17 protein-coding genes are annotated in these 14,917 nt (G+C 66.8%); 7 read left to right on the top strand and 10 right to left on the bottom strand.

Features of this window, described 5'->3' with window-relative positions; genetic code table 11:
• Positions 1–9: 9 nt before the first annotated feature.
• On the bottom strand, positions 10–924 hold the full coding sequence (locus tag ACCQ08_RS20255; RefSeq protein ID WP_373450829.1) for an aspartyl/asparaginyl beta-hydroxylase domain-containing protein: 915 nt from the start codon (positions 922–924) through the stop codon (positions 10–12).
• A gap of 140 nt (positions 925–1,064) precedes the next feature.
• Positions 1,065–1,817 carry a hypothetical protein gene (locus tag ACCQ08_RS20260; protein WP_312836233.1) on the bottom strand — a complete coding sequence of 251 codons (753 nt, stop codon included), beginning with the start codon at positions 1,815–1,817 and terminating at the stop codon, positions 1,065–1,067.
• Positions 1,818–2,017: 200 nt separating this feature from the next.
• Between ACCQ08_RS20260 and ACCQ08_RS20265 the strand changes: the two genes are divergently transcribed.
• The 4 genes from ACCQ08_RS20265 to ACCQ08_RS20280 all read left to right on the top strand — a co-directional run bounded on the left by ACCQ08_RS20265 (position 2,018) and on the right by ACCQ08_RS20280 (position 5,492).
• On the top strand, positions 2,018–3,295 hold the full coding sequence (locus tag ACCQ08_RS20265) for a class I SAM-dependent RNA methyltransferase (protein ID WP_373450808.1): 1,278 nt from the start codon (positions 2,018–2,020) through the stop codon (positions 3,293–3,295).
• Positions 3,292–3,792: a putative toxin-antitoxin system toxin component, PIN family gene (locus ACCQ08_RS20270; protein WP_373450809.1), complete on the top strand. Its 501-nt coding sequence runs from the start codon at positions 3,292–3,294 to the stop codon at positions 3,790–3,792. The genes ACCQ08_RS20265 and ACCQ08_RS20270 overlap by 4 nt, the downstream gene beginning before the upstream one ends.
• 197 nt (positions 3,793–3,989) lie before the next feature.
• Positions 3,990–4,307, top strand: a complete 318-nt coding sequence (locus ACCQ08_RS20275) for a multidrug efflux SMR transporter (RefSeq protein ID WP_239810458.1) — start codon at positions 3,990–3,992, stop codon at positions 4,305–4,307.
• 54 nt (positions 4,308–4,361) lie between these two features.
• The gene (locus ACCQ08_RS20280) at positions 4,362–5,492 is read left to right on the top strand and encodes a 3-deoxy-7-phosphoheptulonate synthase (protein WP_373450810.1); all 1,131 of its coding nucleotides are present in this window, start codon (positions 4,362–4,364) and stop codon (positions 5,490–5,492) included.
• Positions 5,493–5,507: 15 nt separating this feature from the next.
• Here ACCQ08_RS20280 and ACCQ08_RS20285 read toward each other — a convergent pair whose 3' ends face one another.
• Positions 5,508–5,840 carry a YnfA family protein gene (locus ACCQ08_RS20285; protein ID WP_239810460.1) on the bottom strand — a complete coding sequence of 111 codons (333 nt, stop codon included), beginning with the start codon at positions 5,838–5,840 and terminating at the stop codon, positions 5,508–5,510.
• Complete coding sequence (locus ACCQ08_RS20290; protein ID WP_239810461.1) at positions 5,840–6,238, bottom strand: hypothetical protein; 399 nt, start codon at positions 6,236–6,238, stop codon at positions 5,840–5,842. Before ACCQ08_RS20290 ends, ACCQ08_RS20285 begins: the two co-directional genes overlap by 1 nt.
• 146 nt (positions 6,239–6,384) lie before the next feature.
• Between ACCQ08_RS20290 and ACCQ08_RS20295 the strand changes: the two genes are divergently transcribed.
• From ACCQ08_RS20295 to ACCQ08_RS20305, 3 genes are all read left to right on the top strand, one after another.
• Complete coding sequence (locus ACCQ08_RS20295) at positions 6,385–7,167, top strand: IclR family transcriptional regulator (protein ID WP_116926261.1); 783 nt, start codon at positions 6,385–6,387, stop codon at positions 7,165–7,167.
• Positions 7,168–7,257: 90 nt separating this feature from the next.
• Positions 7,258–8,373, top strand: coding sequence for a CaiB/BaiF CoA-transferase family protein (locus tag ACCQ08_RS20300; RefSeq protein WP_312528706.1), 1,116 nt, complete (start codon positions 7,258–7,260; stop codon positions 8,371–8,373).
• 78 nt (positions 8,374–8,451) lie between these two features.
• Positions 8,452–8,784: a hypothetical protein gene (locus tag ACCQ08_RS20305; protein WP_239810463.1), complete on the top strand. Its 333-nt coding sequence runs from the start codon at positions 8,452–8,454 to the stop codon at positions 8,782–8,784.
• A gap of 10 nt (positions 8,785–8,794) precedes the next feature.
• On the opposite strand, the gene ACCQ08_RS20310 is transcribed toward ACCQ08_RS20305, so the two are convergent.
• From ACCQ08_RS20310 to ACCQ08_RS20335, 6 genes are all read right to left on the bottom strand, one after another.
• Complete coding sequence (locus tag ACCQ08_RS20310; protein ID WP_239810464.1) at positions 8,795–9,592, bottom strand: enoyl-CoA hydratase/isomerase family protein; 798 nt, start codon at positions 9,590–9,592, stop codon at positions 8,795–8,797.
• Positions 9,589–10,392 (bottom strand): SDR family oxidoreductase, encoded by an 804-nt coding sequence (locus ACCQ08_RS20315; protein ID WP_373450811.1) that lies wholly within the window; start codon positions 10,390–10,392, stop codon positions 9,589–9,591. Before ACCQ08_RS20315 ends, ACCQ08_RS20310 begins: the two co-directional genes overlap by 4 nt.
• Complete coding sequence (locus tag ACCQ08_RS20320) at positions 10,389–12,113, bottom strand: long-chain-fatty-acid--CoA ligase (RefSeq protein ID WP_373450812.1); 1,725 nt, start codon at positions 12,111–12,113, stop codon at positions 10,389–10,391. Before ACCQ08_RS20320 ends, ACCQ08_RS20315 begins: the two co-directional genes overlap by 4 nt.
• Before the next feature lie 12 nt (positions 12,114–12,125).
• On the bottom strand, positions 12,126–13,082 hold the full coding sequence (locus tag ACCQ08_RS20325) for a tripartite tricarboxylate transporter substrate binding protein (protein WP_373450830.1): 957 nt from the start codon (positions 13,080–13,082) through the stop codon (positions 12,126–12,128).
• Between the two features lie 101 nt (positions 13,083–13,183).
• A complete protein-coding gene (locus ACCQ08_RS20330) occupies positions 13,184–13,960 on the bottom strand; it encodes a crotonase/enoyl-CoA hydratase family protein (protein WP_312528713.1) in 777 nt (258 codons plus the stop codon).
• A 169-nt stretch (positions 13,961–14,129) separates the two neighbouring features.
• Positions 14,130–14,897, bottom strand: coding sequence for an SDR family NAD(P)-dependent oxidoreductase (locus tag ACCQ08_RS20335; RefSeq protein WP_312528715.1), 768 nt, complete (start codon positions 14,895–14,897; stop codon positions 14,130–14,132).
• Positions 14,898–14,917 lie beyond the last annotated feature (20 nt).

Here is a 14,917-nt window from a genome sequence, read left to right on the forward strand (position 1 = left end):
GCTGCGGTTTTACTTCGGCCACAGCCACCAGATGAACAAGGCCAGCACGGCCAGCATCAGGCCGAACTTGGTCAGCTTGTAGGCCGTCTTGTTCCAGGCCTTGAAGCGGCGGCGGTACTGGCCCATGTAGAAGGAGACCTTGAAGATGCGGCTGATGAAGCCGCGCGGATCGCCTTCGTTGTTGGGCGAGCTGGCAGCAGCCACCACATGCGTGCCCAGCCAGCGGTTGAGCCACTGCGCAAAGCCATTCGTCATCGGGCGCTCGACATCGCAGAACAGCACGATGCGGTTGCCCTCGGACCGGTTCTCGGCCCAGTGCATATAGGTCTCGTCAAAGACCACGCCTTCGCCCTCGCGCCAGCTGTAGGGCGTGCCATCGACTTCGATCATGCAGCGGTCGTCATTGGGTGCCAGCACGGCCAGGTGGTAACGCAGCGATCCGGCGTAGGGATCGCGGTGCAGGTTGAGCTTGGCGCCGGGCGGCAGCTCGGCAAACATGGCCGCCTTGATGCCGGGGATGGACTGCACCAGCGCCGTGGTCTTGGGGCAAAGCTCCATTGCCGAGGGGTGGGCCTGGCCGTACCACTTCAGGTAGAAGCGCTTCCAGCCGGTCTTGAAGAAGGAGTTGAAGCCCGCGTCGTCGTTGTTGGCCGCTGCCTTGATCTGCATCGCCTGGTGCAGGCCGATGGCCTCTTCGCGGATCTCGCGCCAGTTGGCCTGCAGCGGGGCCAGGTCGGGGAAGGTGCTGGTGGGCAGGTACGGCGTGCGCGGTACCTTGCTGAACATCAGCATGAACACATTGAACGGCGCCGTGAAGGTGGAGTGGTCAAACAGCTGGCGCAGCAGCTTGTGCCGCACCTTGCCACGCAGGTGCATGTAGAGGCCGCAGCCAAAGAAAAGCAGCACCAGGGCCAGAACGATGATTTTTGCCATAGACAGCGATTTTAGCGACTGCGCTGTGGCGGGTGTCTGCGCGAGCGCAAACCGGCGCGCTGCAAGGCCTGCGGGGCGGTCTGATGGCCTGCTGCCAGCAGGCCTATTGCCGACGTCCCAGGCCTGCGCGCTTACTTGGGCTGTGCCGCGAAGGCGGTTTTCAGGCGCTGCAGCATCTCGCGGTTGAGCTGGCGCTGCTGGCCGCTCCAGTGCGTCATCGCCTTGTTCAGCTCGGCCTGCAGCGCATGGGCGGTCTGCCAGTCGCCCTGGCCTGCAGCCCAGATCGCATACTCGGCCATCACATCGAAGCTGCCCGAGTGCTGGCGCGCAAAGTCAAAGCTCTTGCGGGCCATCTCCTGGTCGCCCAGCTGGGCATAGGCCTTGGCCACCAGCAGGCCCACGGCCTCGGCGCGGAAATGCACGTCGGCCTGCGCAATCACGCGCAGCTGCTGCAAGGCCTGCTGCGGATGGCCGGCCTGGTAGGCGGCTTGCGCAGCGCCCCAGCGGATATCGAGGTCATTGGCAAACGGGCCCTTCATGCTGGCCTCGAAGTGGCCAAAGGCCTGCTCGGCCTGGCCGGTGGCCAGCAGCGCCTGGGCCAGGCGGATCTGGTTCTGCGCGGTGGGGCTGTAATCGTAGGCGGCCTGGGCTTCACGCACCTCGCGGGTCGGGTCCAGCGCCTTGACGGCATTGCTCGCCAGGCTGCGGGCATGGCGCTGCAGCCGTGAATTGGGCAGGTAGATGGCGAAAAAATACACCACGCTGCCCAGGAAGGGGAAGGCCAGCAGCACAAACAGCCAGTAGTTGTTCTGGCCGCTGCGCACCGCATGGACGGCAAAAAATAGCGCAATGATGACGTGTACGCCGGCTCCGAGGTAGGGCATCCGCTTATCTTTCTTCAGGGGTCTGGGGGGAGGGCCTGGGCGCACGGGGCGGCGGCCCGCTCTGGAGTCGGACTATAGCAGCCGGCCCATCATTACCGCAGCGCTATCGAGGGCCCGGCCCCGAAGGCGGCTGGCACAGTACACATTCCCATGCGCTTGCGCAGACAATGGCGCAAGCGCGTATGCTTGCGCCCCTGCTTATGAACCAACTGCATTTGTTTTTGCCCTGCGCCGCCGGCGTCGAGGGCCTTTTGGCGGACGAAGTCCATGCCATCACCGGCGCCAGCGGCCAGGACCTGTTGGTGGCGCGCGGCGGCGTCATGCTGCGCGGCATGTGGCGCGATGCGCTGCTGCTGAACCTGCACAGCCGCCTGGCCCAGCGCGTGCTGGTGGAGCTGTCGCACAGCATGTACCGCAACGAGAACGATCTCTACCGCGCTGCCAGCGAGGTGGCCTGGGAGATCTGGTTCTCGCCCAAGGAGACCTTCAAGATCGAGGTCACCTCCCAGCACAGCCCGCTGACCAGCCTGAACTTTGCGGCGCTGCGCGTCAAGGATGCGATTGCCGACCGCTTCCGCGAGCGCCGCCACGGCGTGCGCCCCAGCGTAGAGACGCACCACCCCGATGTGCGCGTGCACCTGCACCTGACCACCGATGGCGCCACCATTTATATCGACACCTCGGGCGAGGCGCTGTTCAAGCGCGGCTGGCGCGAGGACAAGGGCGATGCCCCGCTGAAGGAAACCCTGGCTGCCGCGATGATTGCCGCCAGCGGCTGGGACCCGCATGGCGACGACCCGCAGCCGCTGTACGACCCCTGCTGCGGCAGTGGCACCGTGGTCATCGAGGCCGCCCAGATTGCGCGCAAGATCCCGGCGGGCATCCTGCGCCGCTTTGCGTTTGAGAAGCTGGTGCCTTTCCAGCGCCATGTCTGGGAGGCGATGCTCGACGAGGCCGAGCGCCAGATCCTGCCCCAGAGCCCGGTGGGCATCTATGGCTCGGACATCTCCTTCCGCATGGTCGACTTTGCCCAGCGCAATGCCGAGCGTGCCGGTGTGGCCGAGACCATCGAGCTGCGCGGCGGCGATGCGCTGCAGCGCATGCCCCCGAGCGAGCTACCCGGCATGATGCTGCTCAACCCGCCGTACGGCGAGCGTATTGCCGCAGCCGGCAGTGCCGGCCGCAATGCGGCCGAGCGCATGGGCCATGTCGAGCGCGCAGGGCGCGAGACGGCGCAGACCGAGGATGGCGGCGAGTTCTTCACCCAGCTGGCCAGCCACTGGAAGAAGAACTACAGCGGCTGGAGCGCCTGGATGCTGACGCCCGACCTGAAGCTGCCCGGCAAGATGCGCTTGAAGGAATCGCGCCGCACCCCCATGTGGAACGGCCCGATCGAGTGCCGGCTGTTCCGCTTTGACATGATCAAGGGCGCGCTCAAGCCCCGGGGCGAGCAGGCTGCGCCCGGCGGCCAGCGATGAAGGTCGTGCTCAAGTGGCCTTCCTGCAATGAAGGCTACACCGGGCCCCTGCCCCGGCCCGTGGTGCTGGACACCAATGTGGTGCTCGACATGCTGATCTTCGACGATCCCCACATCCCGCCGATCCGTGCGCTGGTGGCGCAGGGCGCGCTGCGCTGGATTGCCGACCAGGCCCAGCGCACCGAGCTCGAAAGGGTGCTGCACTACAGCCAGATCGCCCCGCGCGTCAGCTACTACGGCAAGACACCCGAGGGCGTGATGGCCGCCTTCGATGCGGCCGTGCAGTATGTCGATGCTGCCCCCAAGATCCGCTTTACCTGCACCGACCCGGACGACCAGCACTTTCTGGACCTGGCCAGCCAGCACCGCGCGTTACTGGTCAGCAAGGACAAGGCCGTGCTCAAGCAGCGCAAAAGGGTGGCCACCTACTACGGCGCCACCGTCGGCAACCTGCTGCAGATGGAGCCCGCCGAGGCCGAGACCGAATCTCTGGCCTGATCGCGCTGCCCACTGTGGCGCGCCAACCACCCACAGCGCCACGGGCAATCCAGCCGCCACCTGGCCCTGCGCAGGCCGCGCCGCTATCATGGGACCCAGTTGCGCAGGGACGGCCCTGCATGGCGCTGCAGCAGCGGCGCGCACCACCGCCAGGACGGCCTGGCCATTCCAAATTTCCGTTTTTCAAGGAGTTCGATATGGCCTGGGTCTATTTGCTGGTTGCCGGTGTGCTGGAGGTGGTGTGGGCGTTCACGATGAAGCAGTCCCATGGCTTCACCAACATCAAATACAGCGCGATCACCCTCGTTGCGATGATTGCCAGCTTTGGCCTGCTGTCGGTCGCGATGCGCAGCCTGCCGCTGGGCACGGCCTACACCATCTGGACCGGCATTGGTGCCGTGGGTGCGTTCCTCGTCGGCATCACGGTGCTGGGCGAGGCGCTGACGCCGATGCGCGTGGTGGCGGCCTTGCTGATTGTCAGCGGTCTGGTGCTGATGAAGCTGTCCTCTTCCTGATCCTGCATGCCTTAGGCCTGCGAACGTGTTTGCAGGCCCTGCGACAATAGCGGGATGACCGATTCTTCTATTGCTGCAGGCACCGTGCCTCGCAAGTCCCCGTCCCGGCTTTCCACGGTTGACAAGACCCGCATCGATGACACCCGCATCAAGGTGGTGCGCCCGCTGATCACGCCCGCCTTGCTGGAGGAGTGGCTGCCCATCACCGACGAGGCCTACCAGCTGGTGGCGTCGAGCCGCGCGGCCATCTCCAGGATTCTGCATGGCCAGGACGACCGCCTGGTCGTCGTCGTGGGTCCTTGCTCCATCCACGACCATGACCTGGCGATGGACTATGCGCGCCAGCTCAAGGTGCAGGCCGAAGCATTGAAGGACGACCTGCTGGTGGTCATGCGCGTGTACTTTGAAAAGCCGCGCACGACGGTGGGCTGGAAGGGCTATATCAACGACCCGCACCTCGATGGCAGCTTTGCCGTCAATGAGGGGCTGGAGCTGGCGCGCCGCCTGCTGCTGGACATTCTGGCGCTGGGCCTGCCGGCGGGCACCGAGTTTCTGGATCTGCTGTCGCCGCAGTTCATCAGTGACCTGGTCAGCTGGGGCGCCATTGGCGCGCGCACCACCGAGAGCCAGAGCCACCGCCAGCTGGCCAGTGGCCTGTCCTGCCCGGTGGGCTTCAAGAACGGCACTGATGGTGGCGTCAAGGTGGCCAGCGACGCCATTTTGGCGGCCCAGTCCGAGCATGCCTTCATGGGCATGACCAAGATGGGCCAGAGCGCCATCTTCGAGACCCGTGGCAACCAGGACTGCCACATCATCCTGCGCGGCGGCAAGCAGCCCAACTACAGCGCGGCCGATGTGCAGGCCGCCTGCGAGATGCTGGCCAAGGCCGGCCTGCATCAGCAGGTGATGATCGACCTGTCGCATGCCAACAGCAGCAAGCAGCACCGCCGCCAGATCGATGTGGCCGCCGATGTGGCCCAGCAGGTCGCAGCGGGCGACCGCCGCATCACCGGTGTGATGATCGAGAGCCATATCCACGAAGGCCGGCAAGACATCGTCGAAGGCCAGCCGCTGGCCTATGGGGTTTCGCTCACCGATGCCTGCATCAGCATGGAGCAGACCCTGCCGGTGCTGGCCCAGTTGGCGCAAGCGGTGCAGGCGCGCCGCGCTGCCAACAAGGGCTAAAACAGTCTGGACGGCTCAGCGTTGCGCCGCGCCCAGCATGATCACGCCCATGCCGGCCAGGCACAGCAGCACGCCGGCGATGTCCCAGCTGCTGGGGCGGATGCCATCGACCAGCCACAGCCAGGCAATCGCCGTCGTCACATAGACGCCGCCGTAAGCGGCATACACCCGGCCCGATGCGGTCGGGTGCAGGCTCAGCAGCCAGACAAAGGCCACCAGCGCCAACACCGCCGGCAGCAGCACCCAGGCCGGCGCCTTGTCCTTGAGCCAGAGATAGGGCAGGTAGCAGCCCACGATCTCGGCAATGGCCGTCAGCACAAACAAGGCGGTGGTCGTCAGCAGAGACATCAAGACGCTTTCGTAAAGGTAGGCAGGCGGGCGGCCAGTTCGGCATCGTGCTGCGCCAGCTGCTGCAGCTGGGCAAAGGCCGGCGCTGCAGCGGGCACGATGCGGTTGCCGCAGACCTGGGCATAGCCATCCAGAAACGGCTGCGCCATCTCAGCGTTCTGCAACCAGGTATCGGCGCAGGCCAGCAGCGCAGTGCACGCAGCTTGCTCGCGCCCCATCTGGGCGATGGCCCAGAGGGCGGCCTGGCTTTCCACCTCGTCCAGATCGGCATGGTCCTGCACCAGCAGATCCAGGGCCTGCTGGCGTTCGGCGGCGGGCAGCTGCCGGTCCGCCAGCATTTGGCCGATGGCGGCGATCGCGGGTACGCGGGTGGGCAGACCGTGTTGGTTCAGGCTCATGGCAGGTGGGGAGTGTTGCAGATTGCCGCCATTGGGCGGCTGGGGGCACCAAGCCAAGCTGCAAGCTGCCCATATCGGACCAATCCCGATTAGAATTTCATAAATCGAGACATTTGTCTCGTAATAAGTAACTTATATACTGAAATATGAATTCTGAAGCGGATGGAAAACTGGTCAGCGCGCTGGTGCGAGGCGTCAGTATTTTGCAGTGCTTTAACAACAAGCAGCAAGAACTCAGTGGCAAAGAGCTGATGGACCTGACGGGCTTGCCCAAACCGACCTTGTTCCGCCTGACCGAAACCCTGTGCGAGCTGGGCCTGCTGCGCTATTCGGAGCGCCTGTCCAAGTACGTGCTGGGCATCGGGGTGCTCAACCTCGCCTCGCCACTGCTGTCGCGCATGACGGTGCGTCAGTTTGCCCGCCCGCAGATGCAGGAGCTGGCCAACTACATGGGCGGCCAGATCCAGCTGGCGGTGGGTGAGGGCCGGCGCCTGGTGCTGGCCGAGCTGGCCAACGGCATGGACAACAAGGTCTTCACGCCCGAGATCGGGGTGGCCGTATCGTTGGTGCGCACTGCCACTGGCCGCGCCTACCTGCTGGGCCAGAGCGAGGCCGAGCGCCAGGCCTATCTGGACGAGCTCGATGGCCGCGCACCCGAGCGCGCTGCGCTGCTGCGCGAGCGCCTGGACGATGCGCGCCAGGACCTGGCCTTGCACGGCTTTTGCCGCAGCCATGGCGATCTGCACCGCGAGATTCTGTCGATCGCCGTGCCGCTGTCGCAGCCCATCGATGGCGAGCGCTGGGTGTTTGGCGCCTCCGTCCCCACCTACAACCCCAAGAGCCGCGAGCTGGAGACGGACATCGGCCCGCGCCTGGTGACCCTGGTGCGCTCGCTCGAAGGGCTGATCGGCACCTCCAGCCTGTCCTGATCGGGACTGAGCTGGCTGGGCCTAATCCGGCCGGGCCTGACCTGGCCGCGTCAGGCGGCGCATCGCAAAAAACAACCACAGGAGACAAGCATGAAAGTATTGGACGGCATCAAGGTGCTGGAGATTGGCGGCCTGGGACCGGGCCCGTTCTGCGCGATGCACCTGGCCGACCTGGGCGCCGATGTGATCTCCATCGTGCGCGAGGAAAAAGGCGCATCCCCCACCGGCAACCTGCTCAACCGGGGCAAGCGCTCGGTCTTCGCCGACCTGAAAAGCCCCGAGGGCAAGGCCCTGGTGCTGGCGCTGGTGCGTGATGCCGATGTGCTGATCGAAGGCATGCGCCCCGGCGTGATGGAGCGCCTGGGCCTGGGCCCGGCCGAGTGCCAGGCGCTGAACCCGGCCCTCGTTTACGGCCGCATGACCGGCTGGGGCCAGAGCGGCCCGTTGGCCCCGCGCGCCGGCCATGACAACAACTACGCCGCCGTCTCTGGCGCGCTCTGGGGCTGCAGCCCGGCCGGTGCGCGGCCGGTGTCATCGTTTGCGATGGTGGGCGATATCGGCGGCGGCGCGCTCTACCTGATGACCGGGCTGCTCGCCGGCGTGATCCAGGCGCGCAGCAGCGGCCGGGGCTGCGTGGTGGATGCGGCCATCGTCGATGGCGCGGCCCATATGCTGAACCTGGCGCTGAGCGCCCGCCAGCGCGGCATTGTGGCCGATGTGCGCGGCCAGAGCATCCACGACAGCGCGCCGTTCTATGAGACCTATGTCTGCGCCGATGGCGAGCACATCACCATCGGCAGCATCGAGCCGCAGTTCTACGCGCTGCTGCTGCAGACCCTGGGCCTGGCGGACGACCCGGATTTTGCCGCGCCCCAGTCGCAGTGGGACAAGGCGCTGTGGCCGCGCCGCCGTGCGCGCCTGCAGGCGCTGTTCATCACCGAGCCGCGTGCGCATTGGCAGCAGGTGTTCGAGGGCAGTGATGTCTGCTTTGGCGCCGTGCTGAGCCCGCTGGAGGCCGCAGCGCACCCGCATATGCAGGCGCGTGGTGTCTACCACGCGCAGGGCGGCGTGTTGCAGGCCGCCCCGGCGCCACGCTTTGACGGCCAGGCCTATGACACGCCGGCGATGTGCGCCGCAGGCGCCCATACCGAGGCCGTACTCGCGCAGGTGAACGCAGGGGATGCCAGCGCGGCTTGGCGCCGCTAGGCGTCCTGTGCGTCAGAGTGCGACAATGCGGCCCTGCCCGGGCTGCGCCTGGCCGGGCACCGACAAAGGGAGTTGCCGATGGGCATTGTGGTTTTTTATCTGCGCAACAACGCCGAGGATGCCGAGGGCGTGCCGCCCGATTGGCAGCCGCAGTGCCTGGCCTACAGCGACCAGCAGATGAGCGAGGCACTGGCGCAATGCCAGCGCCTGCGCGCCGATCCGCGCCATGCGCATGTGGTGATGTCGTCCGAGCTGCGCGACATGGTTGGGCAGATAGGGGTGGCTGCCGTTGAAGACGGCCGCACGCCCGATGGCGAACACTATGACTGGAGCAAGGCCGGGCGGGCCGGGATGAGCCGCCGCAACGCGATGGAGCCGCCCAAGAAACGCGGCAGCGCCAGCAACGAATAAACCGGTTTTTTCAGGTCCGCGCCGGCCACTGGAAGGGCGCAGGCTGCTTGTTCAAAAAGGCCTGCACGGCTTCGCGGTGCTGGGCCGTGCCCATCGCCAGCGCCTGGGCGTTCGCCTCTTGCTCCAGCAGCGCAGGCAAGTCGTTGGCGGCCATCGCGAGCGAGCGTTTGATCAGACTCAGCGCCACCGGCGATGCGCCGACAAAGCTGTGCGCAATCGCCTGGGCACGCGCCTGCAGCTGCTCGGGGGCGGCCAGCTCGCTGGCAATGCCCAGCTGCAAGGCCTCCTGGGCAGAGACCTCGCGGCCCGAGAGCATCAGCTCCCGCGCGCGCTGCACGCCGACAACGCGCGGCAAGGTGTAGAAAGCCGCGCAGTCGGGCACGACGCCAACGCGGATGAAGGACATCGCAAAGCGCGCCCGGTCCGAGGCGATGATGAAGTCTGCCGCCAGTGCCAGGCTGAAGCCCGCGCCATAGGCAGCGCCGTCCACCGCCGCAATCACCGGCTTGTCCAGCAGCATCAGGTCCTTGAGCCAGTGGTGCAGGCTGGACAGGCGCGCGCGCCAGCCGGCATTGTCCAGGCCCGATGCCGCAATATTGCCCAGGTCCCCGCCCGAGCAGAAATGGTCGCCAACGCCGGTCAGCACCAGCGCACGCAGGCTGGCGTCGGTCTGCACCAGGCGCACCACTTCGGCCATCTCCTCGCGCATCTGCGGGTCGAAGGCATTGCGCTTGGCCGGGTAGTTGAAGCGCAAGGTGGCCACGCCGTCCTGGCGCTCAAAAATGATGCGTTCGTAGCTTTGGTTCATGCGGCGCTCCTGGGGACGTAGGACGCACGCATGTCGCGCCCGCCGCGCAGTGCAGCGCCGCCATCGACCGGGATGATGGCCCCGGTCACATAGCTGGCCAGTTCGGACGACAGGAACAGGGCCATGTGGGCGACATCGTCGGCGCTGCCCATGCGCAGCAGCGGCACGGTGGAGACGGCGCGCTCGAGCGCATCGGCCGTGGGCGCCAGGCGCCGCATGCCCTCGGTATCGCCGATGGGGCCGGGCGAGATGCTGTTGACGCGGATGCCGTCCTCGCCCCATTCCAGCGCCAGCACCTTGGTCATCATGTCGATGCCGGCCTTGGCCGCGCAGGCATGGACCTGGTACATCGTCGGGTTGACACCTTGCGGCGCCGAGATGTTGATGACGCTGGCGCCGGGCTTGCGCAGCATCGGGTAGGCCAGGCGCAGCACATGGAAGCTGCCATTGAGGTCGATGTCGACAACCGTCTTGAAGCCATTGGGCGACAGGTCCTTGGCCGGCGCAATGAAGTTGCCCGCAGCGCCCGAGACCAGCACATCAATGGGGCCAAAGCGGGCATGCGCCTGCTCCAGCGCGGCCTGCACGGCGGCGGTGTCGCGCACATCGGCGCTCAGGCCCAGGGCTTGGGCGCCCAGCGCCTCCAGCTCGGCGGCGGCCTGGGCCACCTTGTCGGCCGAGCGGCTCATGACCACGACATGGGCGCCGGCGCGGGCGAAGGCCTTGGCAATGCCCAGGTTGATGCCACTGCTGCCGCCTGCGACAAACACATGCTGGTGGCGAAAGGAAAAAGAGCTCATGGGTGTTCCGTATGCAGAGAAGGGGAGGAGGCAGCGGCTTGCAGCGCCGCCTCCTGCAATGCGCGCCACTGGATCTTGCCGGTGGCGGATTTGGGCAGCGCGGCGAGAAAGTCCACCGCGCGTGGCACCTTGTAGGCGGCCATCTGTTCACGGCTCCAGCCGATGATCTCGTCCTCCGACGCCTGCGCGCCAGGGCGCAGCACCACGAGGGCCTTGACCGATTCGCCGCGCTTGGCATCGGGCACGGCGATCACGCAGGCCTCCAGCACGGCCGGGTGGCTGTAGAGCATGTTTTCGACCTCGGCGGGCCAGACCTTGTAGCCGTTGGCATTGATCATGCGTTTCAAGCGGTCGCGCATGAAGTAGTAGCCGTCCTCGTCGACCGAGGCCAGGTCGCCGGTGCGAAAGTAGCGTCGGCCATGGCGTTCGAAAAAGGCCGCGCGGTTGGCCTCGTCATTGCGCCAGTAGCCCTGCATCACCTGTTCGCCGCTGGAGACCAGCTCGCCCACCTCGCCTGCGGGCAGCTCTTGCAGTGTCTCGGGGTCGACGATCATCGAATGCACGCCCTGGGTAGGCACGCCCAGACACTGGCGCTTGGCGTGGCCCGGCGGGTTGGCATGCAAAAAGGCGGCGGTCTCGGTCAGGCCATAGCCTTCGCTGTAGTGCAGGCCATAGCGCTCGGCCAGCATCTGCGATACCGCCTCGGGCATGGCCGCGCCGCCACCGGCCAGCATGGCCAGGCTCGACAGGTCCAGCCCATGGGCAGCGGCCTGGCTGAACAGGTCGATCACCATGCTGGGCGGCGCCGTCCAGGCGGTGACCTGGTGGCGCTCGATCAGCCGGGCGGCCAGCAGCGCATCCCAGCGCGGCATCATCACCACCGTGCCGCCGACCGCAATGGGCATGTTCATGCCGTACTGCGTGCCCAGCATGTGGAACATCGGCGCGACCGACAGAAACACCAGGTCGTCATTGAAGCCGCGCCACAGCCTTGAGCCGGTGAGCGATGCCAGCACCGAGTGGTGGCTGTGCATGCAGCCCTTGGGATGGCCGGTGGTGCCCGAGGTATAGGGGATGGTGGCCAGCATGTCGGCCTGCGCCACACGCGGGCCGGGTGCCAGCTGCAGCGCCAATGCATCGGCAAAGCCATGGTAGGGCCCGGCGGGCAGCGGCTGGCGCGGCGCCGTCACCACCTCGGGCAGCGCATCGGGCGGCGGGGTGGTGGGCAGCGCATCGCTGTAGGCATGGACGAGCACCGCATCGAGCAGGCCCGCATCCACGCAGGGCCGGACGCTGGCCAGCAGCTCCTGGGCGGCGATGGCCAGGCGGGCGCCGCTGTTGTCGGCGTAGTAGCGCAGCTCGGTAGCGGTGGTCATTGCGCTCACCGGCACCACCACGCCACCGGCGCGGTAGATCGCATAGCAGGCGATGACGAACTGCGGGCAGTTCTGGCTTTGCAGCAGCACGCGCTGGCCCGGTGCCAGCTGCAGGCGCTGCTGCAGGAAGCCGGCCAACGCCTCCACCTGGGCCAGCAGCTGGGCATAGCTGGTGCTGGCACCCGCGTAGATGATGGCGGGCTTGTCCGGGTAGCGCTGGGCCGAGGCGCTCAGGTTGTCATCCAGGCTGATGCGCGGCACGCGCAGATCGCGCGAGACCCCTTTGGGCCAGTAGAAAGGCAGCGCAGGGCGGGGAGAGGTGGTGGAGGTGGGCGTGTCAAACATCGGCAGGTCGCATCAGTCCAGCTGCAGCTGCTGGCTTTGGATCAGCGCGCCCCAGGTCTGCTGGTCATCGGCCACCAGCTTGGCAAAGTCTGCTTGGGGCATGCCGCCGGGGCGGCCGCCCAGCGCGCGGTAGCGGCGCATGATGTCGGGGTCATGCAGCACGGCCTGCAGGTTCTCGGCCAGTTTTTTCTGCACCTCGGGCGGGGTCTTGGCGGGCACGAAGAAGCCCATCCAACCGACCTGGTTGAAGTTGCGCATGCCCAGCTCGGTCATCGTCGGCACCTCGGGCAGATCGGGCTCGCGCTGGTCGCCAGTGACAGCCAGCGGGCGCAGCTTGCCGTCCTTGATATGGACCAGCGAGGCGGTCATGTTGTCGAACATGAACTGGGTCTCGCCGGTCACGATCGCCATCGTGCCGGGGGCCGAGCCCTTGTAGGGGATGTGGACCACATCGGTGCCGGTGCGCTCCTTGAACAGCTCGCCCATCAGGTGCGTGGTCTGGCCCACACCGGCGGACGAGAACGACAGCTTGCCCGGCTGCGCCTTGGCAGCGGCCACCAGCGCATCCAGGCTCTGGATGGGCGACTTGGCGGGCACGACCAGCACGTTGGCAAACGAGATCATGTCGGTCAGCGCGGCAAAGTCGCCGGGTTGGTAGCTGAGCTTTTTATAGGCCGTGTAGTTGATCGCATTGGAGCCGCTGTTGCCCACCAGCACCGTGTAGCCGTCGGGCTGGGCGCGCGCCACCAGGCTGGCCCCCAGGCTGCCGCCGGCGCCGGGTTTGTTGTCGACGATCACCGGCTGGCCCAGCCGCTGGCCCAGCTTTTGGGCCAGCAGGCGTGCGGGAATATCGGTCGACCCGCCGGCGGCGCCGGGCACCACCAAGGTGATGGTGCGCGTGGGCCAGCTGGCCTCGGCATGGGCGTGGAGCGCGCTGGCGAGCAGCGCCAGAGCCGCCAAGGCCCGCAGGGGCTGGCGAAGAGGCTGGGTACGTGGGATGGGTTTGTCTCCTGCTGCGCGCTTCTGTGGCGCGTCCAAGGGCTGTACAACGCAGAGTTGCTGGACGGGGTTCAGGCACCCTTCCAGACCGGTGCGCGTTTTTCCGCAAAGGCGGCCGCGCCTTCGCGCGCATCCTGCGAGCTGAACACCGGCGCGGTGATGGCGGACTGGCGCTCGAACATCTCCGCCAGCGGCCATTCGCCGGACTGGCTGGCCACCTGCTTGCTCGCGGCCACGGCCAGCGGGCCATTGGCGGCAATGGTCTGCGCCAGCGCCAGTGCGGCATCGAGTGCGCCGCCGGGCTCGGTCAGGCGGTTGACCAGGCCCAGCTGGGCAAATCGCTCGGCGCCGAACATGTCGCCGGTGAGGATGCATTCCAGCGCCACGTGGTAGGGCAGGCGTTTGGGCAGGCGCAGCAGGCCACCGGCCGATGCAGCCAGGCCCCGCTTGACTTCGGGCAGGCCAAATTGGGCATTGCGTGCGGCCACGATCAGGTCGCAGGCCAGCGCCACCTCAAAGCCGCCAGCCAGCGCATAGCCTTCCACCGCCGCGATCAGCGGCTTGGCAGGTGGCCGCATCGTCAACCCGCAAAAGCCGCGCCCTGGCAGGCTGGGGCGCTTGCCCTGCAAAAAGCCCTTGAGGTCCATGCCGGCGCAAAAGCTGCCGCCCGCGCCGGTGATGATGCCTACCCTGAGGTCCGGCCGGCTGTCCAGCGCGTCGAGCGCACTGGCCATCGCCTCGGCCATCTCCAAGGTGGCGGCATTGCGCGCCTGGGGGCGGTTGAGCTGCATGATGAGCACCGGGCCACGGGTTTCGACCAGGAGTTCGGTGGTGTCAGAGCCAGACATGGGGACCTTTCAAAGGGTGCTGCAGGGCAGGGGTTTTGAGGCGCTAAGACAGCCCAGCAAACCGAAGGTTTGCGATTGAGGCTGAGCGCCCCCGACGAGGCGCAAAGCCGCAGGCAGTACAAAAGTACGACAAGGCGTGCAACGACGTATCAAGGACTGTGTTAGTGCCTCAGCGTGGTTGCATGCGGATGGCGCCGTCCAGGCGGATGGTTTCGCCGTTGAGCATCGGGTTCTCCAGAATGTGCAGCGCCGTCATCGCGTACTCGGGCGGGCGGCCCAGGCGTGCCGGGTTGGGGACCGAGGCAGCCAGCGATTGGCGCACGTTCTCGGGCAGCTTGGCGAGGATGGGGGTGTCGAACAGGCCCGGTGCAATGGTGCAGACGCGGATCATCTTGGAGGCCAGATCGCGCGCAGCGACGATGGTCATGCCGATGACGGCGGCCTTCGACGAGGCATAGGGGATCTGGCCGATCTGGCCTTCATAGCCTGCGACCGAGGCGGTCAGCACGCAGGCGCCGCGCTCGCCTTCCAGCGGCTCGTTCTGCGCCATCGCCACGGCCGACAGGCGCAAGGTGTTGAAGGTACCGATCTGGTTGATACGGATGATGTTCGTGTACTTGTCCAGCGAGCCGGGGCTGCCGTCCTTCTCGATCAGGCGCACCGGGCCGCCGATGCCGGCGCAATGCACCAGCGCACGGAACTGGCCCCAGGCCTGCGCGGCAGACACGGCCTTTTGCATCTGCTCGGCATCGGCCACATCGGCCTTGATGAATTGAAGCTGGCCGGCGTACTGCTTTTCCATCGCGGCGCCGCGCTCTTCGTTCAGATCCACCGCCACCACGTTCAGGCCGCGCTCCAGCAGCGCCACTGCGCTGGCTTCGCCCAGCCCCGATACGCCGCCGGTCACGAGGGCGGTCATTCCTTGGGTCAATTGCATCTCAAAAATCCTTGTCAGTT

This window comes from Comamonas sp. SY3 (assembly GCF_041730275.1).
GTDB classification, from domain to species: Bacteria; Pseudomonadota; Gammaproteobacteria; order Burkholderiales; family Burkholderiaceae_C; genus Comamonas; species Comamonas sediminis.

What these genes read in the sequence shown, in the direction of transcription:
- ACCQ08_RS20260 (WP_312836233.1), bottom strand. Translation starts at nt 1,817, where the DNA reads ATGCCCTACCTCGGAGCCGGCGTACACGTCATCATTGCGCTATTTTTT.
- ACCQ08_RS20320 (WP_373450812.1), bottom strand. Translation starts at nt 12,113, where the DNA reads ATGTTTGACACGCCCACCTCCACCACCTCTCCCCGCCCTGCGCTGCCT.
- ACCQ08_RS20295 (WP_116926261.1), top strand. Translation starts at nt 6,385, where the DNA reads ATGAATTCTGAAGCGGATGGAAAACTGGTCAGCGCGCTGGTGCGAGGC.
- ACCQ08_RS20280 (WP_373450810.1), top strand. Translation starts at nt 4,362, where the DNA reads ATGACCGATTCTTCTATTGCTGCAGGCACCGTGCCTCGCAAGTCCCCG.
- ACCQ08_RS20275 (WP_239810458.1), top strand. Translation starts at nt 3,990, where the DNA reads ATGGCCTGGGTCTATTTGCTGGTTGCCGGTGTGCTGGAGGTGGTGTGG.
- ACCQ08_RS20335 (WP_312528715.1), bottom strand. Translation starts at nt 14,897, where the DNA reads ATGCAATTGACCCAAGGAATGACCGCCCTCGTGACCGGCGGCGTATCG.
- ACCQ08_RS20285 (WP_239810460.1), bottom strand. Translation starts at nt 5,840, where the DNA reads ATGTCTCTGCTGACGACCACCGCCTTGTTTGTGCTGACGGCCATTGCC.
- ACCQ08_RS20300 (WP_312528706.1), top strand. Translation starts at nt 7,258, where the DNA reads ATGAAAGTATTGGACGGCATCAAGGTGCTGGAGATTGGCGGCCTGGGA.
- ACCQ08_RS20305 (WP_239810463.1), top strand. Translation starts at nt 8,452, where the DNA reads ATGGGCATTGTGGTTTTTTATCTGCGCAACAACGCCGAGGATGCCGAG.
- ACCQ08_RS20265 (WP_373450808.1), top strand. Translation starts at nt 2,018, where the DNA reads ATGAACCAACTGCATTTGTTTTTGCCCTGCGCCGCCGGCGTCGAGGGC.
- ACCQ08_RS20315 (WP_373450811.1), bottom strand. Translation starts at nt 10,392, where the DNA reads ATGAGCTCTTTTTCCTTTCGCCACCAGCATGTGTTTGTCGCAGGCGGC.
- ACCQ08_RS20290 (WP_239810461.1), bottom strand. Translation starts at nt 6,238, where the DNA reads ATGAGCCTGAACCAACACGGTCTGCCCACCCGCGTACCCGCGATCGCC.
- ACCQ08_RS20310 (WP_239810464.1), bottom strand. Translation starts at nt 9,592, where the DNA reads ATGAACCAAAGCTACGAACGCATCATTTTTGAGCGCCAGGACGGCGTG.
- ACCQ08_RS20270 (WP_373450809.1), top strand. Translation starts at nt 3,292, where the DNA reads ATGAAGGTCGTGCTCAAGTGGCCTTCCTGCAATGAAGGCTACACCGGG.
- ACCQ08_RS20330 (WP_312528713.1), bottom strand. Translation starts at nt 13,960, where the DNA reads ATGTCTGGCTCTGACACCACCGAACTCCTGGTCGAAACCCGTGGCCCG.